At 35.4% G+C, this 26,312-nt stretch carries 21 protein-coding genes and 1 riboswitch; of the genes, 6 read left to right on the top strand and 15 right to left on the bottom strand.

The genetic code is table 11. The annotated features are described in order from the left end of the window. The first annotated feature begins 260 nt into the window (after positions 1–260). Positions 261–1,682, top strand: coding sequence for a Na+/H+ antiporter NhaC (gene nhaC / locus AC1DTM_RS06830; RefSeq protein WP_002063594.1), 1,422 nt, complete (start codon positions 261–263; stop codon positions 1,680–1,682). Here the strand turns inward: nhaC and AC1DTM_RS06825 are convergent. Then, positions 1,679–2,956: a hypothetical protein gene (locus AC1DTM_RS06825; RefSeq protein WP_016103407.1), complete on the bottom strand. Its 1,278-nt coding sequence runs from the start codon at positions 2,954–2,956 to the stop codon at positions 1,679–1,681. The two genes, nhaC and AC1DTM_RS06825, sit on opposite strands and share 4 nt — an antisense overlap. Positions 2,957–3,049: 93 nt before the next feature. Here AC1DTM_RS06825 and AC1DTM_RS06820 point away from each other — a divergent pair, with 93 nt between their 5' ends. Beyond that, on the top strand, positions 3,050–4,159 hold the full coding sequence (locus AC1DTM_RS06820; RefSeq protein ID WP_256416101.1) for a mandelate racemase/muconate lactonizing enzyme family protein: 1,110 nt from the start codon (positions 3,050–3,052) through the stop codon (positions 4,157–4,159). Positions 4,160–4,173: 14 nt separating this feature from the next. Next, on the top strand, positions 4,174–4,869 hold the full coding sequence (locus AC1DTM_RS06815) for an N-acetyltransferase (RefSeq protein ID WP_088098651.1): 696 nt from the start codon (positions 4,174–4,176) through the stop codon (positions 4,867–4,869). Positions 4,870–5,071: 202 nt separating this feature from the next. Here AC1DTM_RS06815 and AC1DTM_RS06810 read toward each other — a convergent pair whose 3' ends face one another. The 7 genes from AC1DTM_RS06810 to rlmD form a co-directional block, all read right to left on the bottom strand. Next, a complete protein-coding gene (locus AC1DTM_RS06810; protein WP_002159470.1) occupies positions 5,072–5,779 on the bottom strand; it encodes a M48 family metallopeptidase in 708 nt (235 codons plus the stop codon). A 122-nt stretch (positions 5,780–5,901) separates the two neighbouring features. Further along, a complete protein-coding gene (locus AC1DTM_RS06805) occupies positions 5,902–6,432 on the bottom strand; it encodes a YehS family protein (protein WP_477000112.1) in 531 nt (176 codons plus the stop codon). A gap of 378 nt (positions 6,433–6,810) precedes the next feature. Beyond that, the gene (locus AC1DTM_RS06800) at positions 6,811–7,539 is read right to left on the bottom strand and encodes a hypothetical protein (RefSeq protein WP_088098650.1); all 729 of its coding nucleotides are present in this window, start codon (positions 7,537–7,539) and stop codon (positions 6,811–6,813) included. A gap of 1,120 nt (positions 7,540–8,659) precedes the next feature. Continuing rightward, complete coding sequence (locus AC1DTM_RS06795; protein WP_088098648.1) at positions 8,660–10,759, bottom strand: protein NO VEIN domain-containing protein; 2,100 nt, start codon at positions 10,757–10,759, stop codon at positions 8,660–8,662. Then, entirely contained in the window at positions 10,752–11,381 is a 630-nt protein-coding gene (locus AC1DTM_RS06790) for a hypothetical protein (protein ID WP_088098647.1), read from the bottom strand. Before AC1DTM_RS06790 ends, AC1DTM_RS06795 begins: the two co-directional genes overlap by 8 nt. A 402-nt stretch (positions 11,382–11,783) precedes the next feature. Continuing rightward, positions 11,784–12,773: a tRNA dihydrouridine synthase gene (locus tag AC1DTM_RS06785; RefSeq protein WP_078173566.1), complete on the bottom strand. Its 990-nt coding sequence runs from the start codon at positions 12,771–12,773 to the stop codon at positions 11,784–11,786. Positions 12,774–12,934: 161 nt separating this feature from the next. Beyond that, on the bottom strand, positions 12,935–14,311 hold the full coding sequence (gene rlmD / locus AC1DTM_RS06780; RefSeq protein WP_016103403.1) for a 23S rRNA (uracil(1939)-C(5))-methyltransferase RlmD: 1,377 nt from the start codon (positions 14,309–14,311) through the stop codon (positions 12,935–12,937). A gap of 121 nt (positions 14,312–14,432) precedes the next feature. After that, positions 14,433–14,534: riboswitch (purine riboswitch) on the top strand. Between the two features lie 196 nt (positions 14,535–14,730). On the opposite strand from rlmD, the gene AC1DTM_RS06775 reads away from it, so the two are divergent. After that, positions 14,731–15,927 carry a NupC/NupG family nucleoside CNT transporter gene (locus AC1DTM_RS06775; RefSeq protein WP_002201948.1) on the top strand — a complete coding sequence of 399 codons (1,197 nt, stop codon included), beginning with the start codon at positions 14,731–14,733 and terminating at the stop codon, positions 15,925–15,927. Between the two features lie 51 nt (positions 15,928–15,978). Here AC1DTM_RS06775 and AC1DTM_RS06770 read toward each other — a convergent pair whose 3' ends face one another. Next, positions 15,979–16,686 carry a hypothetical protein gene (locus AC1DTM_RS06770; protein ID WP_002140208.1) on the bottom strand — a complete coding sequence of 236 codons (708 nt, stop codon included), beginning with the start codon at positions 16,684–16,686 and terminating at the stop codon, positions 15,979–15,981. A 505-nt stretch (positions 16,687–17,191) separates the two neighbouring features. Between AC1DTM_RS06770 and AC1DTM_RS06765 the strand changes: the two genes are divergently transcribed. Together AC1DTM_RS06765 and AC1DTM_RS06760 are read left to right on the top strand one after the other, a co-directional pair. Further along, a complete protein-coding gene (locus AC1DTM_RS06765) occupies positions 17,192–18,274 on the top strand; it encodes a polysaccharide deacetylase family protein (RefSeq protein WP_199709135.1) in 1,083 nt (360 codons plus the stop codon). A gap of 116 nt (positions 18,275–18,390) precedes the next feature. After that, positions 18,391–19,620, top strand: coding sequence for an aminopeptidase (locus AC1DTM_RS06760; RefSeq protein WP_016103400.1), 1,230 nt, complete (start codon positions 18,391–18,393; stop codon positions 19,618–19,620). 41 nt (positions 19,621–19,661) lie between these two features. Here the strand turns inward: AC1DTM_RS06760 and AC1DTM_RS06755 are convergent, their stop codons facing one another. The 6 genes from AC1DTM_RS06755 to AC1DTM_RS06730 all read right to left on the bottom strand — a co-directional run bounded on the left by AC1DTM_RS06755 (position 19,662) and on the right by AC1DTM_RS06730 (position 26,188). Next, complete coding sequence (locus tag AC1DTM_RS06755) at positions 19,662–20,150, bottom strand: DUF4352 domain-containing protein (protein ID WP_016103399.1); 489 nt, start codon at positions 20,148–20,150, stop codon at positions 19,662–19,664. A gap of 286 nt (positions 20,151–20,436) precedes the next feature. Further along, positions 20,437–20,760, bottom strand: coding sequence for a DMT family transporter (locus AC1DTM_RS06750; RefSeq protein WP_002113527.1), 324 nt, complete (start codon positions 20,758–20,760; stop codon positions 20,437–20,439). Positions 20,761–20,807: 47 nt separating this feature from the next. Next, positions 20,808–22,259 carry an NADP-dependent succinate-semialdehyde dehydrogenase gene (gene gabD / locus AC1DTM_RS06745; RefSeq protein ID WP_002159479.1) on the bottom strand — a complete coding sequence of 484 codons (1,452 nt, stop codon included), beginning with the start codon at positions 22,257–22,259 and terminating at the stop codon, positions 20,808–20,810. Beyond that, the gene (locus AC1DTM_RS06740; RefSeq protein ID WP_002159480.1) at positions 22,252–23,619 is read right to left on the bottom strand and encodes a sigma-54 interaction domain-containing protein; all 1,368 of its coding nucleotides are present in this window, start codon (positions 23,617–23,619) and stop codon (positions 22,252–22,254) included. Before AC1DTM_RS06740 ends, gabD begins: the two co-directional genes overlap by 8 nt. 306 nt (positions 23,620–23,925) lie before the next feature. Then, complete coding sequence (gene gabT / locus AC1DTM_RS06735) at positions 23,926–25,290, bottom strand: 4-aminobutyrate--2-oxoglutarate transaminase (RefSeq protein WP_016103398.1); 1,365 nt, start codon at positions 25,288–25,290, stop codon at positions 23,926–23,928. Positions 25,291–25,444: 154 nt separating this feature from the next. After that, positions 25,445–26,188, bottom strand: a complete 744-nt coding sequence (locus AC1DTM_RS06730) for an HAD family hydrolase (protein ID WP_477000111.1) — start codon at positions 26,186–26,188, stop codon at positions 25,445–25,447. Positions 26,189–26,312: the final 124 nt, after the last annotated feature.

The raw sequence follows: 26,312 nt of genomic DNA, 5'->3' as shown, positions 1-26,312 counted from the left end.
CCATTCAGATTAATTATACTTATGAAAAACAGATGTTTTTATGAACATATTGAATTTTAAGAAAAAAGTCAATTATTTATTTTTTAATACCGTTAATACCCGATTTCAACTCATCTTATAAAGATATCCATACAAATAGAACATTCGATATTTTCTGTTTTTATGTTGACGCTTACATCTATTTTTAGTTATTATAACTTAATAACGTCTATTTTGCGACAATTCTAAAAATACAAACATACATAATGAGGAGGCAGTTTATGAAAAGAGAAATACCTTTTGGCATAGCAATAATCCCTATTATCATTACAGTTGCAGTTATGATGGTTACAATTGTTGTATTAGAACAAAGCCCTCACGTCCCACTTATTATCGGTACAACCGTTGCTTCTATCGTCGCTTGGCGATACGGTTACAAATGGAATGACATTGAAGAATCGATGTATAAAGGAATTCGCCTTGCATTACCCGCTATCGTTATCATTATTCTTGTAGGTTTAACGATCGGTGCTTGGATTGGCGGCGGAATCGTCGCAACTATGATTTATTACGGCTTAAAACTTTTAACTCCATCACTATTTTTAGTTTCAATTACAATTATTTGTTCTATCGTTGCATTAGCTATCGGTAGCTCTTGGTCTACAATGGGAACAATTGGTGTTGCTGGAATGGGAATTGGCCTAAGTATGGGAATCCCAGCTCCAATGGTTGCTGGTGCCATTATTTCAGGCTCTTATTTTGGCGATAAAATGTCACCGCTTTCAGACACAACAAACTTAGCCGCAGGATTAACAAATACAGATTTATTCGTACATATTCGTCATATGTTATTTACTACAATTCCAGGTTTAATTATTACTCTTATCGTCTATGCTTTATTAGGAAGAAGCTTCGGTGATAACAATATTGATGCAAAAAGCATCGATCAAACGTTACAAGTATTGCAACAAAACTTTGTTATCTCGCCTTTCCTATTAATCATACCCGTAGTCGTTATGGTATTGGTCGCTAAAAAAGTACCAGCTATACCAGCTATTCTCGTAGGTATTATTTTAGGATTTTTATCACAAGTCTTTATTCAAGGTGGTTCTGTCTCAGCATCTGTCGGTGCACTCCAAACTGGATTTGTCATAGACACTGGAAACAAGCTAGTAGACGAACTATTTAACCGCGGTGGCTTAGATTCGATGATGAATACAGTCTCTATGACAATTGTCGCTATGACTTTCGGAGGAGTACTAGAACATACTGGCATTCTTCGCTCAATTGTAAATCAAATTTTAAAATTAGCGACATCATCAAAAGGACTTATCGCTTCTACTATCGCATCTTGCTTTGCAACGAATCTTACTTGCTCTGAACAATATATTTCGATTGTTGTTCCTTCAAGAATGTATGCAAATGCGTACACAGAAAAAGGACTACATTCTAAAAACTTATCCAGAGCATTAGAAGATGGTGGAACATTAACTTCTGTTTTCGTACCTTGGAATACATGTGGTGTATTTATACTCGCAACACTTGGAGTAGGCGCATTCGAATATGCTCCTTATGCTATATTGAATTTCATCGTACCTATTATTTCAATCATTTATGGTATAACTGGCTTCACAATTACGAAGCTATCGGATATTGAAAAAGCAGACCTATTGAAAAAACAAAAAGCGCAACTAGAAGCTTAAAATTTTTGAAACGAATACAATGGTAAATTCAGCTCATATATTGCACGAGGGCGCCCTTGTTGATAGGGCATTTCCTCGCCGCAAATATTGGCATACCTGTAATCAACTAATTTCTTTAACAGCCTTTCCGTCGATCGCCGAGTCACTTGTAAGTATTCAGAAAGATCGGCCGCTGTAAATTTCAATGATGGATGCGACTGACTAAATTGAATAATTTTTGACAGGTTTGCAGGACTAAGCTTCGTTTCCTTCGCTATTTTCATTAATTCAGGATTATCGTTTTTTAAACTTTGTACTCTCTGTTCTTTCGGGAACGGACCAAATAATTCTTTATCACTTGTTAGTATATAAAAGCGGTGCTCTATCGGATTATTTTTTGCGAAACCTTGAGCGATTTTTGCATTTTGTTCCGCTTCATTTACTGTTTTTCCGTAACCAAATCCAATAGATACCGCTCCTTCTATATTCGTAAATAAACGATCTATTGTATTTGTTTTTGTACTCGATTCGATATCACCACGAGTTGTATACAAAATAAAAGTCATTTCATCAACTTGTTTAAATGAACCACGTAATTCTTTTGAAATTACATTTAATTTTTCAAGCGAGCTTTCTTGTAACTCTATAAAGGATATAATACAAGCACCAACAGTAGCTGAATGGCTTTTTGCTAACTCAGCTTTTATTTTTGCATCTTTTAACCCGTGTATAATTGATTGCGTCGGGTCTATCATACGCTCTGAAGGAATACCTATTTTTTGAAGTTCGTCGTAGACAGCGTGAATACTAGTTAAAGCTAAATCGACCTCTCCAGATTGATATTTAGCTAAATGAAAATCAATGATGCTCTTAATTTCATCATTACTCCATAACATATTTTCATAATCCATCACTTGCGGCGTTTCTTTCAGACCGATATCATGGAACACATTTGTAATAAACGAACGATCTACTAAATCAATTGAAATTTTATGAGGTTGGATACTTTGATGATATATTATAGAAAGGAGTGAAGATGCGACAGTTGTCTCGTCTTGCTGTAAGTACGTACTTGGAATTCGCAATTGTTCTCTTATTTCTTTTGCCATATAATAAGGTAGGGCACCTGAGAAAAAGATAGCATCACAAGGTTTTAAACGCTTTAATATTTCAGAAGATTCTGCCGGGTGAAGGTAAATATATGGATCAATCTCTATTTCTTCTAGTTTATGAGCAATAGGTAAAAGATTCTCCATAAACTCTTTTGAACCGACAACTGCAATTTTTATCATCATTTTCTCTAACTCCTTATCATTAATTAACGACTATTTAACGTCAACTATATCAAATGTACAAAACCATTGTAAACAGGAAGGGGTCTTTATTCAATGAAAATTACAGCTATTCATCTTTACGCAATTCGTTTACCGCTTCGCGATCCGTTTGTTATTAGTTATGGTTCTTATTCTGATATGCCTTCTATTATCGTCAAAATGGAAACAGATGACGGCATTATCGGTTACGGTGAAGGCGTTGCTGATGATCACGTTACAGGTGAATCATGGGAAAGTACTTTCCATGTTTTAAAACATACACTAGCTCCTGCTCTTATCGGACAAAACCCAATGAATATCGAGAAAATACACGATATGATGGACAATACAATTTACGGTATTCCTACTGCGAAAGCTGCGATTGATATCGCTTGTTTTGATATACTGGGTAAAAAATTAAATCAACCTGTATATCAATTAATTGGCGGACGCTACCATGAAGAATTTCCTGTCACTCACGTCTTAAGTATTGCAGGTCCCGAAAATATGGCTGAGGAAGCTGCCTCTATGATTAAGAAAGGTTACCAATCTTTCAAAATGAAAGTCGGCACGAATGTACAAGAAGATGTAAAACGAATTGAAGCTGTACGTGAATGTGTAGGAAATGATATCGCGATTCGCGTTGATGTAAACCAAGGCTGGAAAAATAGCGCAAACACATTAACAGCACTTCGTTCATTAGGTCACTTAAACATCGACTGGATTGAACAGCCTGTTGTAGCCGATGATATTGACGCAATGGCTCACATTCGTTCTAAAACAGATCTTCCTCTTATGATTGATGAAGGATTAAAAGGCTCTCGTGAAATGCGCCAAATTATTAAATTAGACGCAGCTGATAAAGTGAATATAAAACTAATGAAATGCGGCGGCATATATCCAGCTGTAAAACTCGCTCATCAAGCTGAAATGGCAGGCATTGAATGCCAAGTTGGATCCATGGTCGAATCATCTGTTGCCTCTTCCGCAGGATTCCATGTCGCTTTCTCAAAAAAAATCATTACTAGCGTCGAACTAACAGGACCATTAAAATTCACGAAAGACATCGGAAACTTACATTACGACGTACCATTTATTCGCTTAAACGAAAAACCAGGACTCGGCATTGAAATAAACGAAGATACATTACAAGAACTAACCGTCTTTCAAGACGTTGTACGCTAAAGGAGGACTAACACATGACGATTCTTTACGAAGGAACACTAAAACAAAACAACGATCCATTTCACGTTACATTACTATCTTTAGAACATATGGAACAAATTTTATCATTACAAAACGTTGTAGTTGAAGCGCTAGAAGATAAAGGTCGTTTACAACCACTCTCGCTAGAAGAATTTCAATACATTCTAGAAGGAAACGGAATGATGATCGGTGCCTTTATACAAAACGAGCTCATCGCATTTCGTGCCCTACTAGTCCCTCCTATCGACGATGAACATTTAGGGCTTGATATTGGTCTACCAGAAAGTCAGCTACACCGCGTCATCTATCAAGAAATCTCAAACGTTCATCCAAACTGCCGAGGAAATGGTATGCAAAAAATATTAGCCACAGTCATTATGGACGAATTACAAACAGAAGACAGCAAATACGATTACGTTTGCTGCACCGTTGCACCTTTTAACATTCCTAGTTTAAAAGATAAGTTCGCGCAAGGAATGGAAATTGCTGCGCTGAAGGAGAAGTATAGCGGTAGTATGCGGTATGTTTTTGTGAAGGAATTGCGTAAGGATAAAGAAAGAGATTGGACGGATGTTAAAGATATCCCGATGAGTGATGTTAGTGAAAAGCAAGCGTTACTTTCGGAGGGGTATCGTGGATATGAGATGGAGAAAATAGATGGGAATTTCGTTGTGAAGTTTGGACGATAGTTCCTACGCCCGAAAAAAAGGAGCTGTCTGCTGTGACATCTCCTTTTACTTTCTCCTCATTCAATAATTACCTGGTAAATGAGATTATATGAGCGATTTTTTGAATATATTGACCGCAACTCCAAATATATCAGCGATTTTTGAAATATATCGACTTACCGACAAATATTTACAATAATCGCAACCTATATAAAGCGCATTACTACACCGTCATCTTCCAACTCGATAACGCTAACCAGTTTTCCATTTCCTTATAATCAGGCATTATCTTCCCAACAAGACGCCAAAAAGATCGATCATGATTTAAATGAACCATATGACACATTTCATGAACAACTACATAGTCAATTACCTGCTGTGGTGCCATCGCTAGCTTCCAATTGAATGTTAGTTGTAGATTTGAATCACAAGTTCCCCACGTACGACTACTATCTGTAATACGAATAGAACGAGGCTTTGTTTTAAAGTTGCTTTGATGTGCTTTAATACTCTTTTCTACTAATGCCTTGCACTGTTTATAGTAAAAACGTTTTAAAGCTTGTTGTATTTTCTCATCCTTAAGCTCATTCACATAAATGTGTAGCTTATCCCCTTCAAAAACTGCATTGTCTTGCGTAATACTTGCATCTTGAGAAATCTGTATCGGATACGTACTCCCTAAATACAGAAAGCCCTCTCCTTGATCATAATCCTTTTCCTGTGGTCCAAGCGCTCGCTCCTGCATTTCCTTACGTGTTTTCTGAATCCAATCCCATTTCTCCTCTAGCAACTGGACTAAGTATTCAACAGGTGTCCCTTTCGGAGCTTGCACCTCAACATTTCCGTAAGAATCTACATAAAGACGCACCGACTTTTTCTTCTTATAAGTTATATGAAAATTAATTGTCTCACCTAAATATGTATGTACCATTTCATCACCTAACGTATTCGTTCATAATTATTTTTACAAATAAAAAAGAGCAGGATACAAACGTCCTACTCTACCTATTATATCATTTACTGCTTTATCATAAATGTTACAATGCTTATTTCTTATCCTCTATAGCTTACAGCTAATCCCTTTAAGAAATTCCTTGCGTATCTATCACCGCACTCTTTGTAATTCTTATGGCCTTCTTTTCTTAGTAGAGCGCTTAATTCCCCTTTTGTTACGATGACTCCTACGTCTTCTAATATATCAAGCATATCTTCACTTGTTAATGATAGTGCTATCTTCAATTTTTTTAGAACGAGATTATTAACACTTCCATTACTCTTTAAAGACATCKCTTGTCTATCCGATTGCCCTGGTTTTGGATCTTGTTTTCCTCTTTTAAAAGTAATAAAACCATTCAAAAATGACTCTAACATAACATTATTGCATTTTATTTCGTAATCATATTCAACTACATCAATATCATCAACTTCATCATAGTAACTGTTTTTTAATTTTGTCAGCATCTTTCGCACTTCTTCTTTTGTTACTTCAACGCCACCAAGTTTAAATATCTCCACCATATCTGTATCTTTTATATCCAGAGCATATCTTACTCGAATTAATATATCATTATTACTTATAGCCATTGTTTGTCCTCCTGAAATGTTGATTATAGTAATGCTTTTAGCATGTGTAAATGAATGTCGTTAAGTTACTACTTTAACATTTTAGAGGTTGGTTTTGTAGTCTTAGGTGGATTAATGATTGTGGAGGTTATGCTAAAATCCCCAAGACATTATGCCTATGGTTCAATCCCGTATTTTTTAAACCTGGTATTACGTTTATAAGACTCTTTCCCTTGCAGTATTAACTAAAAGAAAAAGCAGTGCTTTGATTTCTCAAACATACAGCTCTTTTCCCCAAAAAATATTCAATTCTTCTGCTTTTATTACAAAAATAAATAGGGACAGAGCGTATTCATTTCCACGTAAATTTCTATAAAAACAACATACTATAACAAAAAATCATCTATTTATTAAGCTTAAAATTTTTTCTAAATCACTAGATGAAAATAGGTTTGATTGAAATAAGTTTTCTGTATTTCTGTAATCCCAAGATCCAAATTCTAAGGGTTCATTAGGATTGTGTATATAAGTTACTACTTGATACGCATAAATACCAAATTCTCCTGAATAGGCAAAGTATAGTTTATATCTACTTTCATTCAGGTTTTCTCGTTTAATCCCTAATAAAAATCCTCTAATTATTTTATTATTAATGTATCCTTCAAGCTCACTAGGTATTTTTTCAAATGTATCGCTATTCGATCTTGATCTTATTTCAATAACCTGACTACAATTACCATCATAGGCAAAACGGTAACTATCAGTTTCAACAAAGTCATTTGAATCAACCCAATTTTGCTCAAGGGATCTATACGTTGCGAAGGAATCTTTGTCGATTGATTTATATCTATTTAATATTTTTAGATCTTCTAACAGAATATACTTACTTTCCAAATTCTCATCCGCAACAATTTCACCGTTATAAAAATTAAACAAAATCCCATAGTATATTCCACCATAGTTTTTATTACCTTTTTCTTTTACTGCAAATGTAGCTTTATAATCGTACGAACTTTCATCAATCCAATATTTATCTATTTTTATACATGTGGAATAATAATCTCTTTCATATTTTTCTATATTTTCTTTAAGGTGATTTTGATAATCTTCAAATAAAATGTTTCCCATATATAACCCTCCAGTATAATTTAGATATCCGATAATTATTTTATAATAATTACTGCTATCTGTTATTAACAAATTAATGGAGATTTATGAAACTCTTATTCACTAATCTGTTGTGCTGTAAAAAATGTAAAAAGGTTATCAAACAGACTGACTCTGAAATCGAAATTGCTTTCATAAAAGATTTACAAACACTTATTGCATAGCTCCAAAGAAAACCAAAGGTATTCCTCACATTAAAAGACCTGTTTTCTCAAATATTACATTCATTAATTAAAGATGCTGGTGAATTTATCAATCCTTCAAATAATTTCATAACTCAATTGATTTTTGGATAACATCAGAAATTGCACATTGAGCAAAATCATATAATAATTTAAATTAATAAATTAACATTACACTTAGGAGGAAATTTTTTGGGGAGTCAGATTCAAAACATCGCGTTTTCATGCCCAAGGTGGGCCTTATTATCTCTTTGAAAGAATTAAATATAAATTCCAAAATCCACGAACATTGAAATTACATGGGAAGCACTTTAATAAGAGAAAAGTAGAGAGGGAAATTCCTAATGAGGGAATTCAATCTCTTTTAAATTTTAATCCTACTCAATGGAAAGTGGTAACATCTGAGGTTCGAAATGATACAGGGAAATTTGTAAACGCAACCTGGGAGAAAATTATTGATAATCATAAATACTGGGTTACAATTGGCTTTGGCGATGTCGTTCAGACCATTATCAAAAAGGAAAGTTAGGGTTTCAACCCTAACATCATAAAAGAGGGATCCTTTTATAATTTCGTTTCTACTGTGAATGAGCGGTTAATGAAAGAAGATACTTAACTATACTAATGAATCTCTTATATAAAAGGCTTCTTTTGACTCTTTATTGTGCTAAAACACCCTCTCAATATTAATATTTTGATACAACTTATATATCTTAACCAAGATTATTATTATTCCATTCGTTATACCACTAGTTCAACAAAAAGAACGAATTCCTCCATTTGGAATTCGTTCTTAAGTCACTATACTAACTCTAATCCAGTGAGTTCTTCACAATGTTGTAAGTTCTAATCATGAACTCTAAAAATTCAAGTACTTAGCTTAAATTAACCTGCTTTATCTAATCACTACTAACCTTAAATATATTTCCTTCATATTCTTCACATGCCCATTCCCATTGACGTACTACTTTTTCTAGCTTTAAATTCTCCAAAGGGTTCTGAATATATTCAAACACTACGTCGTTATTCTCCTCATAAATAATACAAAGAAAATAATTGTCACCATTTATATGTGCTGCAGTATATTCATTATTGGTCATCGATATTTTAGCACCACGACTTTTAACGGACTTCACTTCTATGTAACGTTCTATCTTATCCGATGTTACACTAACAACGTCGTATCCTAGATTTTGTTTGCTTACATCTTTAGCAATATTGCCTTGCATCTCTTCAAACTCCACACATTGATGCTCTGCAGCTCGCCAACGTGTGATTGACTTTTTAATCACTTTTATATCATTACCAATTGCCGATAATAGTTCTGTCTTCACATTTTGTTGAGCATATTCGCCTTTTGAAAAATCAAATGTTACTTTACTACTCTCATTATTAGACAAAGATACATCTAAATTAAAGGAATCCTGACTTTCAACTGTCTCAAGATCATACATTTTAATAAACCACTCAATTTCACTAGAAGTTAATTGATCTTTGATATCAAGTAACAACATGTATAATACATCTTTTGAAGCTTCTGATAAATGAAATGGAATATCGTTATTCTTATAATAACAACCACTTATATCAAACTCTTCACCCGCGATCAATATCTTATTGCGAACGTTTTTAAATAAGTTTGCATATAACTTATTTAAAATTAAATCGGGTGCTTTTTCCACAAAACCAATCGTAGACAGCATCGAAATCCATTCATTAATTGAATAAGAATCTTTCGTATACTGTTTAACAAAATTATCCAAAATATTTAAGATTCCAACCTCTACTTTAGGTAACGTATGCTTTAGAGGTGTGTGTTGACGTATCCAATTCCATTCTGAATCATTTAAGAACTGAGATTTTTTTATATAATCTTTCGGTGAAATCAATTTACCATCCTGCATCTGCAGCCAATTCGTCTGTATTAATGATTGAAATTGTTTTTCAAAAAACTTTGGTACTTTTGCGAATGTATTCTTTTGCATAATTAACTCAATGAGTTGAACTACATTTATATTATTTGAATAAACTCCAACTTTTAAAGCCTCAAATAATAGATTTGCGCTCTCTATAAGAGCTTCTTCGGTACGATTATCTAACGTTATATGCTTTCGACTTGGATCAGTAGAAAAATCGCTATTAATCTTAAATAGATATGGGCTAGGTTCATATGTAGGCAAATAACAATGAAAAACAGCCTCTTCCTTACGACAAGGAACAATCTCTTGTTTTTCATTTAAAGCTAGGGCTATTTGTGCTTTCTCACTGCTAAAAATTTTCCAGCGGTATTTCCTATTATTAAACTGAGTCTTTACACTCTCAGAGGTTCTTATAACACTTCCTACAATTTGATTACCATCCACATCTATTACGATATTGCTTATATGACGCAAAAATAAAAAGTAATCGGCTGTTACTGATTGCACTTCTTGCAAAAACGTTGGAAGATTTGAGTTACAAAAAACAAATATAGTTGTAAAACCCTTTTGTTTCAACTGATTTAAAGTTTTAGCTATATCAGCATCCAACGATTCCAATAAAAAAGGGATTCGAATAGTAGGAACTTTATTTTCATTTATCTCACCTAGTCGTTCCGCAACTAAACTTTTAGAAAAGGTAAATGTACACTCATTGGAGTGAATGTAAATGTTTTTTGAAAGATGTGTAGTACTCTTAAAACCAACACCTCTATATCCAATCGTTTCTCCACGTTTTTTTTCACTAGCTCCTGATCTACAAATACTTCTAACATCTTTATCGTCAAAAGGCTTACCGTTATTAGCAATAAAAACATGGCCATTCACTTCACATACATAAAATGCCGTTGATTGTGCATCATCAGCGTTTTGGAGCATCTCAATGAACACACGTTCACCATAGCTCTCAGCCATATATGATTCCATAGCCGCCATATCTGCAAATAAATGTGGCGAATTTTCCGCTTCTAATAAAAACTCCTGACTAAGCCGCTCAATAGTATTCCGTAGTAAATTAGACATAATCAATCAGCGTCACATTCAAACGAGCTCTTTGTTCCTTATCCTTAATCGTTTTAACCCATTTTAGTAAAACCGTACTACCTTCACTAGCTATGGCTACTTTTTGATCATATTCTTCTTTGTCATCCCAATCTTCATCGAAAGTTTCAATATCTTCAAATGTATCGACAAAACTTTCACAAATTTCTTCCAAATAACTACCGAAACTTTCCTCTTTATTCTTATTAGATTTTAAAAGTTCTAAAGCCTTATCAGCTAATTCCATCTCTCCTAATTCAATCATTTCTGCAATGGTATAATTAGAAATATCACTTGACAATCCAAAACACGCCTCTAAGATTTCTTCCTCATTTTTTAAGATTTCTATCGGGGTTGAAACACTTGTTTTCTGTTTAATAGCATAAATAACCCCACTAGTATAACGGTAACCGTTTTCTTTCATTAAATTTTGTGCATTTTTAATAATATATTTCCACATCTCAACAGATAAATCTAAATTAAATTTAGATATCTTACCGATAATATCCATTAATTTAGAACCATTTTTTTCGATATTATCTTTTAAAATATTAAAACTTTCTATTAAAATTTCTTCTTTTGCACTGTTACTTTTTTTAGCCATACAAATCCCCTCCTATAGAGTTTTATTAAGTCCTTATTATTATAAAACATTCAAATATAATTTTAACTACATATGAGAAATTCCTCCTATAGATCCTATTTTCCCTGGTTGAATGAATCACATGTAAGCTCAATAGCACTGTCTACATTTAATATAGTTTTTTAATCCGTTATCAAATTATAAAAAGGCAACCCTCCCAAAAGGAAAGTTGCCTCATCTTAAACTAAATCAAGCCACAGCACTCCACATATGCAGGGTGTACATGGTAACACAAAGGTGCTGGTTGGTCATTACACTTTTAAAACTTTTTTCTTTCAGTCTCCATCTACAAAAAAACTCAGAATTAAATAAAACAACTATCCATAAATCAATGCAATCCATTCCCCTCTAACTGTTGGAGAATTACACCCTCTCACTACCCTCTACCTCACCAACACTAGCCTCAAACTTATCCAGCAACGCACGCACTTCATCAGTTGATTTCGTGTTCATCAATTGATTTCTTAGTTCAGCAGCTCCAGGGAATCCTTTTACATAAATTTTGAAAAAGCGATGAAGCCCTGTGATTGAGCGTGGTAGTACTTCTGCATATTGATCTTGAAGATCAAGCTGCAGTCTTAGAAGATCAAGGTGTTCTTTACTGCTATGCTCTCTTGGTTCTTTTTCAAAGGCAAACGGATTTTTAAAGATACCTCGTCCGATCATAACGCCATCAATACCATATTTTTCAGCAAGTTCCATTCCAGTTTGACGGTCAGGAATGTCTCCGTTGATTGTTATGAGTGTATTTGGTGCAATGCGATCACGTAATTTTTTGATCTCCGGAATTAGCTCCCAGTGTGCATCTACTTGGCTCATTTCTTCTCTTGTACGTAAGTGAATAGAAAGGTTTGCGATATCTTGTTTGAAAATATGCGTTAACCAATCCTCCCACTCACTTAACTCTTTAAAGCCAAGTCGTGTTTTTACGCTGACAGGTAGTCCGCCTGCTTTTGCTGCTTGAATTAGTTCTGCTGCAACGTCTGGACGTAGAATAAGGCCACTACCTTTTCCTCTTGATGCCACATTCGGTACAGGGCAGCCCATGTTAATATCGATACCTTTAAATCCTAGCTCTGCCATACCAATACTCATTTGACGGAAATATTCAGGATTATCTCCCCAAATATGCGCGACTATCGGCTGTTCATCTTCTGTAAAAATTAAACGACCACGTACACTTTTCATACCTTCTGGATGACAATAGCTATCCGAGTTTGTAAACTCTGTGAAAAATACATCTGGGCGACCAGCTTCACTTACTACGTGACGGAAAACAACGTCTGTCACATCTTCCATTGGTGCAAGTACGAAAAATGGTCGTGGTAAATCACGCCAAAAATTATCTATCATTTCAAATTCAAATCCTCTCACTATGAATACATCCTCAAACTCTCAATTTATAATTTGTGAAAATCAGCAATATTTATTTTAACTAAAATCGCTTATGAATGGTATTTTTATAAACCAAAAAGCAGATGGTATAGATTTTTTCTATATCAACTGCTTTTTTATTATACCAACTTAAGCCAAGCCACACACTCTACATGAGTAGTATGCGGGAACATATCAACAGGTTGTACTTCCTGCGTTTTATATCCGCCTTCTTCTAGTACTTTTAAGTCACGTGCTAATGTTGCTGGGTTACATGATACGTATACGACGCGTTTTGGCTTCATATCGATGATTGTGTTTAGTAATGCTTCGTCACAGCCTTTACGCGGTGGGTCTACGACCATTGTGTCGGCAATTACGCCTTCTTTGTACCATTTTGGAATGACTACTTCTGCTTCTCCTACGCCAAATTCAGCATTTGTCATGTTGTTTAGCGCTGCGTTTCGGTTTGCGTCTTCGATTGCTTCTGGGACGATTTCAACGCCGTACACTTTTTTCGCTTTTTGCGCTAAGAATAAGGAGATTGATCCGATTCCGCAATAGGCATCAATTACTGTTTCGTTACCATCTAATTTTGCGTATTCTAACGTTTTATCGTATAGCACTTTCGTTTGTTCTGGGTTTACTTGATAGAATGAACGTGCTGAAATCGCAAATTTAATGTCACCGATAAAGTCATAAATATATTCTGATCCGTACAGTACTGTCGTCTTATCTCCGAAAATAACGTTTGTACGTTTCGTGTTTACGTTTTGAACAATCGATTTTACTTCTGGGAATTTCGCTGCGATTTCTTCAATGATTGCTTCTTTATTTGGCAGTTCAGCTGTACGTGTAATGAAGACAAGCATAATTTCCCCTGTTACTTGTCCGTAGCGAGCCATTACGTGGCGAAGTGTTCCTTTGTTACGCTCTTCATTGTAAGCCGCGATACCGTGCTTTTCACAAATGCGTTTTACTTCTTGAATTAATGTATCGTTTTCTTCCGCCTGAATTAAGCATGATTCCATATTAATGATGTCATGCGTTCCTTGACGATAGAAACCAGCTACAAGTCCACCTTCGCGTTCTCCAATTGGCACTTGTGCTTTATTACGGTATACCCACGGGGTTTTCATGCCAAGTACAGGATGAACAGGAACATCGCTTAGTCCGCCGATACGCTGCATAACGTCACGTACTTGTTTCTCTTTCGCTTTTAATTGTCCTTCATATGTTAAGTGCTGAAGTTGACAACCGCCGCACTCGTTGTACACGGGGCATTCTGCATCTTTACGATATGGACTTTCTTGATGAAGCTTCATTAAACGACCAAACGCGAAGTTTTTCTTCACTTTAATAATTTTAATTTGCGCTTCCTCACCTGGTAATCCGTTTTTTACGAAAATAGGATATCCCTTCACTTTCGCAACACCGGCACCATCATGTGTTAAATCTTCAAACACTACATCTATAAACTCGTTTTTTTCAACTGGTGGCGTCATTTTTGTACTCATTTTCCGACCTCTCTTTTTCATAACACTGCGTTACATTTTATCATACTTATATGGTCTATTTCTATTGGAAGAAAAAAAGCTATTGACGATAGTTCTCTAGTAATGTTACGCTACTACTAATTTAATACGGACGATGTTACCTCATATATAGTCGATAATATGGATCGAGAGTTTCTACCCGGCAACCTTAAATTGCTGGACTATGGGGAAAACTAATGAATATTAGCCTATGTATAAAAAGGACTCCTATTGATTAGCTTTCTCTCATAGATGAAAGTGAATCCATAGGGGTCTTTTTTTATTTTTCAAAAAGGTCAGACATCTTACGTATGACATGAAACTTCCATTACTTTATTTTTAGTAATATAACGAGCGTTTTATGTAAAAACTTTATACGAACTTCTGAAAGGGGCAACTACATGCAATATGTAATGAGCATTATCGGTATTCTTGTCGTTTTAGGTTTATGCTTTGCTTTGTCAAACAATAGAAGTAAAATCAACTTCCGTGCAATTGCTATTATGATTAGTTTCCAAATTTTAATCGGTTGGTTTATGTTTGGCACAAAGATCGGACAGCAAATTATCATCTTCATTAGTAAAGTTTTCAACAAACTAATTAAACTTGGTACGACAGGTGTCGATTTTCTCTTTAATGGAATTCAAAGAGATTTTGTCTTTTTCTTAAATGTATTATTAATTATCGTATTTTTCTCAGCACTACTTTCTATCTTTAGTTATTTAGGTGTTTTACCATTCATCGTTCGTATTGTCGGCGGTGCACTTTCAAAAATTACTGGTTTACCACGCGTTGAATCATTCCACGCAGTAAATTCTGTATTCTTCGGTTCAAGTGAAGCGTTAATCGTTATTAAAAACGATTTACAGCATTTTAATAAAAACCGTATGTTTATCATTTGTTGTTCAGCAATGAGCTCCGTTTCTGCTTCTGTTACAGCATCATACGTTATGATGTTAGATGCGAAATATGTATTAGCAGCTCTTCCGCTAAACTTATTCTCAAGCTTAATCGTTTGTTCGTTATTAACACCAGTTGATACGAAAAAAGAAGACGAAGTGATTCAAAAATTTGATAGAAGCTTATTCGGAGATAGCTTTATCGGCGCTATGATTAACGGTGCGCTTGATGGGTTAAAAGTAGCTGGTATCGTTGCCGCATTAATGATTGCCTTCATTGGTGTTATGGAAGTTGTAAACTACGTAATTAGCGCTGCTTCAGGTGCAATGGGATATGCTGTTACTTTACAACAAATCTTCGGTTATATACTTTCTCCATTCGCATTCTTAATGGGTATTCCAACTCAAGATATTATCCCAGCTGGTGGTATTATGGGTACGAAGATTGTATTAAACGAGTTTGTAGCAATCCTTGATTTAAAAGGCGCTGCTGCAACATTATCTCCACGTACAGTTGGAATCGTTACAGTATTCTTAATTAGCTTCGCAAGTATTAGCCAAATTGGTGCGATTGTTGGTACAATCCGTGCCCTTTCTGAAAAACAAGGAAGCATCGTATCTAAATTTGGTTGGAAAATGCTATTTGCATCAACACTTGCTTCTATTTTATCTGCAACAATCGCTGGATTGTTTATTTAATAAAAAATCACCTTCGCTTAGACAGCAAGGTGATTTTTTTATTATCATCATTTAAGAAACTGAAGAAAACTCTAATGCCTCTTCCTTATTAATAATTTCTCCCTTATATTCACCTTTCACCGAAATATCAATAATTGATTTATTTCCTGTTTCCATTTTCCCTAAAGAAAACATATATATTAAGTCATCTTTTTTTAACATCCATTGTTTTCCGTGCCAAGGACCAGTTAACTTCTGTTCTGGCGATGCCAGTATTTCTCCAAAATATTCACATTCGCCTAGAGATGTTTTTACTGTATTCTTCTCCGTATCAATAACTATATATTTAAGGAGTTTTATACTTTCACTTGAAAAAATCTCTACTTCATGGTCACTTTTTTTCTTGAATTTCAGCTTTCCATCCTTTGTATTAACCAATTTACTTTGATCAATTGCATTTAGTACAAACTCATACTCTTCTTTTGTAACACCGAAATTAGGATGATATGGGAAACTTTTTTTCTCTGCATGCTCTTCTACGTATTTTAAATACCATTCCATATTATTCACTAGATGCTCTCTCATTCTTTGACCAATATTCCCTACCTTTTTAAGAGCATCTGGATCCATCTCTAATGTCATAATATCCGCTGTAACTTCCGCATTCATAAGATGCGGCGGAATATACTCTTCCACACTATTCGCTTTACTCGTTTCACTTTGACAACCGACTATGAATAGCGATATGAGAAGGATATATACTATTTTTTTATATTTCATTTCTATTCTCCACTCCATACATCATTCTTACTTAAATTTATAGCGGCTTTATTATAGTCCAAAACCCTTATATTTTAATAGAAACTACTCTACATATGCAAAATTGCATATTAATAAACCTTTCTCTTACTTTAAAATTAACTTAAATCATTTACCAAAATATACAAATTACAAATGAACAATGTTATAATTTGTAAAAAAATACATTGGAGGATATTATGAAAGCCCACGCCCTTTTCGATTTCTTATATTTATTAATTTTAAGCATGAAAAGCTATTATGTATGGGGTATACCTATCTATGTCTTCATTATCCCTCTTATCTTTGTGGTCGGTTATATTATTATCAATTCTAGTAAGAAACGCAAGAATACCTCTATTCAAAGTCACTAACCTATCCCATATCTAAAAATGATATGATGAACAAGGGTATATCCCCACCTCTCTTATAGCGGTGGGGATTTTAATGTAAGTATGCAACATAATACACAATAGAAGGTGATTCCATGAGAAAATACGCAGCGATTGCTTTATGTACATCTGCTATTCTAGTAGGCTGTAATACTAGCAATGTAAGCCAAGAACCTAAAAAAGAGATAAAGGTACAAGAGGCCAAAAAACAAGAAGAGACGGTGCGGGAACAAGGTAAAATTTCTTATAATCCCATTATGCACGAATCTACAAACGTAAATATTCATATTACAGACATAAAGGATTCTTTAACCGAAGTACAATATAAAATTTGGCGCACTGCTGATGGAAAGGAAAGTGCTAAATCTTTTTCTTCTAAAGAGAAAGATCAACAATTTACACTTCCCTTTGATATAAAAGAATTTGAAGGAAAACGCGGTGAATATCAAATTGAAGCAACAGGAACAACAGAGGGCGGAAAAGCTATYCCACTTACGAAATCTACTATTACTTTCGAGCAAAAAGTTCCTGTTCTTATGTACCACGCAATTGATGATTATCATGGACAAGGTATTAAAGATTTATTCGTATCACCCGCTAACTTTGAAGCACAAATGAAGTATTTAAAAGACAATGGTTATACATTATTAACATTTGAACGCTGGGGCGATATTAATAAAGTAAACAAGCCGGTTTTCGTTACATTTGATGACGGTATGAAAAATAATATGAATGCATTTCGCATTTTACAAAAACTAAAAGATGATACTTTTAAGCCAGCGGCAACGGAATATATGATTGTTGATAACGTTGATGTAGAAGGCGCCCTTTCTACATCTGAAATAAAAGAAATGGTTGATTCAGGTATTTTTTCTGTACAATCTCATACAGCGACACATGCAGACTTGCCGAAAATTACAAACTATGACGAAGAGTTAAAAGGATCAAAAGAAAAGCTAGAAAAAATAACAGGTAAGCCTGTTATCGCAATTGCTTATCCATTCGGTCATGTAGACGATAAAGTTGTCGCAGAAACAAAGAAATACTATCAATTTGCAACGACAACAAAGCCTGGACAGTTCATTACGAAAGATGAACCGGATGAATTGTTAAAGATAAAACGCGTTCGTATAAACCATACAACTACAGTTGAACAGTTTGCCTCTTCAATTAAGTAAATATGAGAGCTCAATACATTTTGAGCTCTCTTTTTACTTTATATTTATATATATTTTTAGAATTTTCTTGTATTATATATAGTAAGAAATCTTTCAAAATAAAGGAGATTATACATATGTCATTTGAACAAACGTTAGAGAAATATGCTGCCCTGGCAGTCAATGTTGGTGTTAATATTCAACCCGGACAAACTTTATCAATTAGTGCACCTCTAGAGGCTGTACAGTTTGTACGCCTCGTTACAGAGAAAGCATATCAATCTGGTGCAAAACACGTATATGTTGATTGGAATGATGAGACGTTAACACGCTTAAAATTCGATCTAGCTCCTGAAGAAGCTTTCTCTGAATTCCCTTCTTGGAAAGCACATGCTCGTGAAGAATTAGCAAAAGAAGGCGCTGCATTTATGTCCATCTATGCAGAGAATCCTGATCTATTAAAAGGTGTAGAACCAAAGAAAATTGCAACAGCTCATAAAGTAGCTGGAGAAGCGATGAAAGTATACCGTGATTATGTACAAGCAGATAAAGTAAGCTGGTGCGTAATTTCTGTTCCTACGAAAGAATGGGCTGCAAAAGTATTCCCTGACGTAGCGCCAGAAGAACAAGAAACAAAACTATGGGATGCTATCTTCAAAGCTACTCGTGCTGATTTAGAAAATCCTGTGGAAGCATGGAAAGAACATGATGAAACGCTACATACAAAAGTTGATTACTTAAACGAAAAACATTATACAGCTCTTCATTATACTGGTCCTGGGACAGACTTAACAATTGAACTTCCAGAGAAGCATGTATGGGCTGGTGCTGGTAGCTTAAATGAAAAGAACGTACCATTTATGGCTAACATTCCAACTGAAGAAGTATTTACAATGCCACTTAAAACAGGTGTAAACGGCCAAGTGTCTAGTACAAAACCGTTAGCATTTGCAGGTAACATTATCGATAACTTTACGTTAACATTTGAAAACGGACGTATCGTAGACTATAAAGCTGAATCTGGTGAGGAAGCTTTAAAACATTTAGTAGAAACAGATGAAGGTTCTCACTTCTTAGGCGAAGTAGCTTTAGTACCTCATGATTCACCAATTTCAAACACAAATATTTTATTCTACAATACGCTATTTGACGAAAATGCATCTTGCCACCTTGCAATTGGAAATGCTTATGCATTTAACTTAGATGGCGGGAAAACAATGTCTAAAGAAGAACTTGCTGAAAATGGTGCAAACGCTAGTATTACACACGAAGACTTCATGATTGGATCAGCTGAGCTTGATATCGACGGTATTACAGCTGATGGAAGACATGAGCCGATTTTCCGTAAAGGTAACTGGGCGTTTTAAGTTAACCATTATAAAAACACATTGGATTACCCAATGTGTTTTTATTTATTCGGCTTCAATTCAAATTTTATCGTTCTATTCTCATGCGTAAACTCAGGCCTGTATGTAGCGATGTATGTATTTTCTTTCGTTACATCAAATAGCATTACATCTTGAATTTTCCCATCCGGCGCTACCTTTTTACTCGTAAAGCTATCATATTTATACTCTTTAAACTTTGTACCTTTCTTATCTGTAATCTCAAATTCGTAAAATGCAAAAAGTATGTCCTTTTTACTATTATTTTTCACCGTGAAAACAATCCCTAAAATATCATCTTTCTTTTTATCTGTAGTGTAATCGGGATACCCTAATTGAACTGAATCGAGAGTTACTTGCAAACCATCCACGTCCACCGTCTCTCCTATTTTATAAACTTTATCTTGAACGTCCTCTTGTTTACTTTCATCGCTGTTTTTAGTTTCTGTGCAAGCACTTAAACTAAAAGCCATGCCACAAATTAAAACAATTCGACTCACTTTCTTTAACATACTCTTCCCCCTATATGAGACAAGATTTTTATATTTATCCCGCATTAACGGGCAGTAAAACTCCCACCTCAAAATTCAGTTGGAGCAAAGAAGTTAGGTGGGAGATCAACTGCCCGTAAACGCCCGATTGGTGAAGGCTAATAATCAGTGGGGRATGAACAAAACCCCCACTGATTAAAGTTTCACTTTATCATAGCAAAACTCTTTACGTTTTCTTGTCATATTTTGTCGTAGTAATTGCTAACTACACAAATAGAAAAAAGCTATCTTCTACAAAAGATAGCTTTCATGATGCCGATGACACTTTCAGTCCAATTACTCCTAAAACAATAAATAAAATGCAAAATGCTTGGAATAAGTTAATATGCTCTTTAAAAAAGTACACACTAATAATCGTAATAAGAAGTGTCCCTAAGCCCGACCAAATCGCATAAGCAATACTTAAGTTAATCTTCTTTACGACGATAGCAAATATACTGAAACAAATACCGTAAAAGACAAAAATAAGTACACTTGGAACGAGCTTTGTTAAACCGTTCGATAGTTTCATCGCTATCGTTCCAGCTACTTCAAAAATAATTGTTACGAGTAATAATAGCCAATATACCATACTAGAATCTCCTTCTCTGTTACCTTATAGAGATTCTAGTATACTACTTATAGTCCTAACGAAATATATTTAATTTCTAAATATTCCTCGATGCCGAAATGGCCTCCTTCACGTCCGATACCACTTTCTTTAAAGCCACCAAATGGTGCTTGTGCAACTGATGGAAGGCCATCATTTAAACCGATAATACCGTACTCTAACGCTTCACTAATTTGGAATGCTTGGCTAATATCTTTTGTGAAAATATAAGCAGCCAAACCATATGGTGTATTATTTGCTCGCTCGATTACTTCTTCAACTGTTTTAAATTTCGCAACTGGTGCAACCGGTCCAAATGTTTCTTCATTCATACAAAGCATCGTGTCATTTGCCAATCCAATTACTGTTGGCTGAATGAAATAACCATCTAACTCTGCAAATTTATGGCCACCGTATAAAACTTCTCCGCCCTTTTGAATTGCATCTTCAATATGTTCTTGTACTTTCGAAACTGCATTCGCATCAATAAGTGGACCTACAGTTGTTCCTTCGCCGAATCCATCTCCAACTTTAAGCTGCTCTACAGCTTTTGTGAACTTTCCTGCAAATTCTTCGTACACTTCTTCTTGAACAAAGACGCGGTTTGTACATATACACGTTTGTCCTGCATTACGGAATTTCGAACCAATTACCGCTTCTACCGCCTTATCTAAATCAGCATCATTCATAACAATAAATGGAGCGTGACCACCTAATTCAAGCGAAACCTTTTTCATCGTTTGTGCAGCACTAGCCATTAATTCTTTCCCAATTTCAGTTGATCCTGTAAAGGAAACTTTTCGAACGCGCTCATCTTCCATCCACGTATCAGCAATTGCTTTTGCACTACCTGTTACAATATTTATTACACCTTTTGGAATGTCTGCTTCATGTGCTAATTCAACTAACTTCAATGCAGTTAATGGCGTTTGACTCGCTGGTTTCACAACTGCTGTACAGCCTGCTGCAAGTGCTGGAGCTACCTTTCTCGTAATCATAGCAGCTGGGAAGTTCCACGGTGTAATAGCTGCCATAACCCCAACTGGTTGCTTCATAACTAAAATACGCTTATTCGGGTGAGAAGCAGGAATCATTTCACCGTATATTCTCTTTCCTTCTTCTGCGTACCATTCAACAAAACTATTTGCATAGTTCACTTCACCAAGCGCTTCTGCAAACGGCTTTCCTTGTTCTCTCGTCATGATTGCTGCAATTTCTTCTTTATTTTCATCAATGAGTGTGAACCACTTTTTTAACTTTACTGCACGATCCGCTGCCGTTAATTTTGACCATGATTTAAAAGCTTCATGTGCAGCATCAACTGCTTGCTTTGCCTCTGTAATCCCGCCCTTTGGTACAGTTGCAAATACTTCCTTTGTCGCTGGATTATTCACTTCGATTTGTTCTTGCAGTGTAATCCACTCACCATTTATATACATCGCCTTTTTCTCTAAGTTTACGAACGTCGCTTTTTTATCCAATGTTTTCTTCCTCCTCTATGAACTTCTTAATCTTCCTAGTGGCAGCAGATTGACTTATTTGCAAAAACTCAGCCACTTTATAACTTGATCCATACGTTTTATACGCTTTAAGAATAATATTTCTCTCTACCTCTTCCAGCATTCTATAAAGACTTTGTCCGGATTGTTCAACCGTTGTCTCTTGCATAGATAGTGGCAAATCTTCTACCGTTACAAAATCATCAGCAGTGATAACAATTCGTTCAATTACATTTTCAATCTCTCTATTATTTCCTTCCCAAGGGTACCCTACAAACATTTGTAACGTACTAGGAGCTAACTTCACATCACGTCCGTACTTTTTATTAAAATGCTGTAAATAATGATAGATGAGCGGCAAAATGTCTTCTGTTCTCTCCCGAAGTGGCGGAATTGAAATTGGAATGACATTCAGACGATAGTATAAATCTTTCCGAAATGTTCCTTGTTTCACCATCGTACTTAAATCTCTATTTGTTGCCGCTACAATTCTAACGTCTACCTTTTTTAATTCTCTTCCGCCTATAGGGCGAAACGTTTTTTCTTGCAATACTTGTAAAAGCTTCGCTTGAATTTCAAGCGGCATTTCACCAATTTCATCTAAGAAAAGGGTCCCTTTATGTGCTGATTCTAATAGCCCCTTTTTCCCTTCACGATTTGCACCTGTAAAAGACCCACCTGAATATCCAAAAAGCTCAGATTCGATTAAATTCGTTGGCAATGCCGCACAATTAATTTCATAGAAACTTTCATTCTTCCGGTGACTCACTTCATGCAAATGGCGTACTAATCGGCTTTTCCCCACTCCAGTCTCACCTAATACGAGAACAGTACTATCTACCACAGATACTTTTTTTATTGTTTCGATTATTTTTTGCATAGCGATGCTTTTAAAAATAAGCCCTTCATGCTCATATGTTTCTCTTAATTCTTTCTTATATGTCTTTAGCTGATTATCCATTTCCTCTACCTTTTGACGTAATTGATAGAGTTCAGTAAGATCACGAGAATAACTAATCACTCTTCTTAAATTTCCCTCATCATCAAAAACAGGCCTTGTACGAACATGCAAATACTCTCCTGATTTCGTTGTTTGAACAAGTTCAACTGGCCTTTTCTTTTCAATTACTTCTAACGTTGCAGACGGATAAAAAATTCCTTCTTTCTGTAGTTCTTGTACATGCTTTCCTACTAATTCCTTAGCAGAGAGCTGGTAATGTCTTTCACACATACTATTTACACGTACAACGATTCCCTTATCATCCGTAACAAAAATTTCATCAAATGCATATTCAAATACATCTTGTAAATCCATCAACATTCGTTCCTTTTCTGCAACCATTCTAGCCACTCCCTACTTCAAATCCATCGATTCACTTTACTACCTTTATTATAAAATGAATTTTCTGCATTTTATATAGAGTCAGCTAGAATGTTTTCAATTTGTTATTTATACGAATCTATTTATATTTTTCAAGACATAATTCGCTGCCTTGAAAAATACAGAATGCCATCGCAACCACACCCTCACTTTGTTTTAGCTTGGGATGGGGCAGGAAAAGGGCCTGACCGATTCTATGCATGGCCAGATGCTCTCTTCCGCCTAAAAAGAAAAGCTTTATGCCCTTTTTTAAGTCATCCCAATTCTTTATACACGAGCGATATTTGCTTGCTCATAACAAGCTAGCAATGATTCTTCAATTATTGTTAAACCTTCCTCAAGTTGCTCATCTGTAATAACTAATGGCATTAACACACGAATAACATTTCCATATGTTCCTGCTGATAGTAGAAGTAATCCGCGTTTATTTGCTTCTGCACATAAATTAGACGCTAATGTTTTATCAGGCGCTTTCGTCTTGCGATCTTGAACGAGCTCGAATGCACACATTGCCCCTAAGCCGCGCACATCACCGATGCAATTATATTTGTTTTTCATCTCTTGGAATCGGTTCATTACGACTTTCCCTAATTCTATCGCTCTATCATTTAATTTCTCTTTTTCTATTACATCAAGCACAGCTAATGCAGCCGCACATCCTAGTGGGCTTCCTGCATACGTTCCGCCCAGTTCTCCCGGTGCAGACTCATTCATAATTTCTTTACGCCCAATAACGCCACTAATCGGTACACCAGCACCTAATGATTTAGATACCGTAATTAAATCTGGAACGACGTCATAATGATCAATTGCAAAGTATTTTCCAGTACGACTAAAGCCTGTTTGAATTTCATCAGCTACAAATAAAATACCGTGCTCTGAACACATACTACGTACTTCTTGAACAAATTTCTTACTTGGAACGATAAATCCGCCTTCCCCTTGAACAGGTTCCATTACAACGGCTGCAATTGTTTCTGGTGCTACTTCTGATATGAAGAAGTTCTTAAACTCTTCAATGATAAAATCATCATACTGCTCTTCTGTTAACCCTTCTGGGCGACGGTATTCATATGGGAATGGCGCTTTATATACTTCTGGAGCAAATGGACCAAATCCAAATTTATATGGTTTTACTTTACTTGTCATCGTCATTGTCATTAATGTACGCCCATGAAACCCTTTAGAAAATGCGATAATTCCAGGTCTCTTCGTATATTTACGAGCAATCTTCACTGCATTTTCAACTGCTTCTGCCCCACTATTTAAAAACAGCACTTGTTTATCGAAATTACCTGGTGCTAATGCAGCAAGCTTTTCCGCTAATTCAATATACGGCTCATACATCATCACATTAAATCCAGTATGAATGTATTGATCTACTTGTTTATGAAGCGCTTCTTTAACAACTGGATGACAGTGTCCTACATTAATTGTCCCAATTGCTCCTGCGAAATCAATGTACTGATTTCCATCCACATCTGTTACGAGTGCACCATTTGCAGACTGTACAAATGTTGGAATACCATTACTTACTCCTTTTGGTACTATATTTTGGCGGCGTTCTAATAAAGACGCTGCTTTCGGTCCTGGAATTTGTTCATTTACTTTAGCAAATTTTTTTGTGTTCATTGTGTACCCCACCCTTTTCTATACAATGTTTTCTCTTTATATTGCAAAATGTATGCCAACATTCTTTTCCAGCATTCATCCTACGTGCCTTCTATTTCAACATAAAAAATAAGTCTACAGGGACTCATTAAGAGTCCCTATAGACTTATTTTTCTTACACATTAGACTTTCCTTGCTCCCAAATAAACTCACCTGAATGAGAAATAAAATCCCCAACAGATTGTACTACTAAATCCGCAAGTGGTTCTAAAGTTTGACGATCTCCTGTACCAGATAGTACTCCAATTGCATAGCAATCACCGTTTTTAGCTAAATGTAAATCAGTTGGCGTATCTCCAACGACTGCCACTTCACACGACTCTAAAMGAAACTTTTCACAAAAAGATTCTATAATTCTTTTATCCGGCTTTTGTGCTGGAAATGTATCTGAAGCTACAACATAATCAAAAAAGGACTCTAATTGATATTGTTTTAAAAATAATTCTGTTGGTGCAAAATCATCAGCTGTCACAACACCTAAAATAAATCCTCTATCCTTTAAAATTTGTAAAATTCTCGGTAAATCCGCCGTCATTTTCATATAGGAACGGTGCTCGTACATAAGAGAAAATAACTTTTCACTTACCCACTCATGCATCTCCTCTTCCTTAGCTGACGCAATATACTTACAAAGCCCCTTTGCAACATCAAGGCTTGTTCCTGCCGCTATTGCGCTACGAGGGTTCACCAATACCCCTTCCACGCCGATCTCTTTTAATAAAGTAGGCTGCATTGACTTTGGCAGTTCATATAAATTTATACATTCCGCCACAAGTTCTTCAGCCACTTTTATCCAAATTGAATGAAAATCCATTAATGTCCCATCTTTATCAAATAGTATTGCTTTTACCTTCTCCATAGCACCGATACGATAAACTTAACTAAATCTATACAATTCAATCAAATTTACACAAGTTAGTGCTTCATCGTGTTCTCGCAACCCCAAAGGGACGAGGGGTATAACACTCCACACGAGGCAGTAT

The sequence above is a fragment of the Bacillus sp. P4_D3 genome (assembly GCF_056401855.1).
This window is presented reverse-complemented; position numbering and strand designations above follow the sequence as displayed.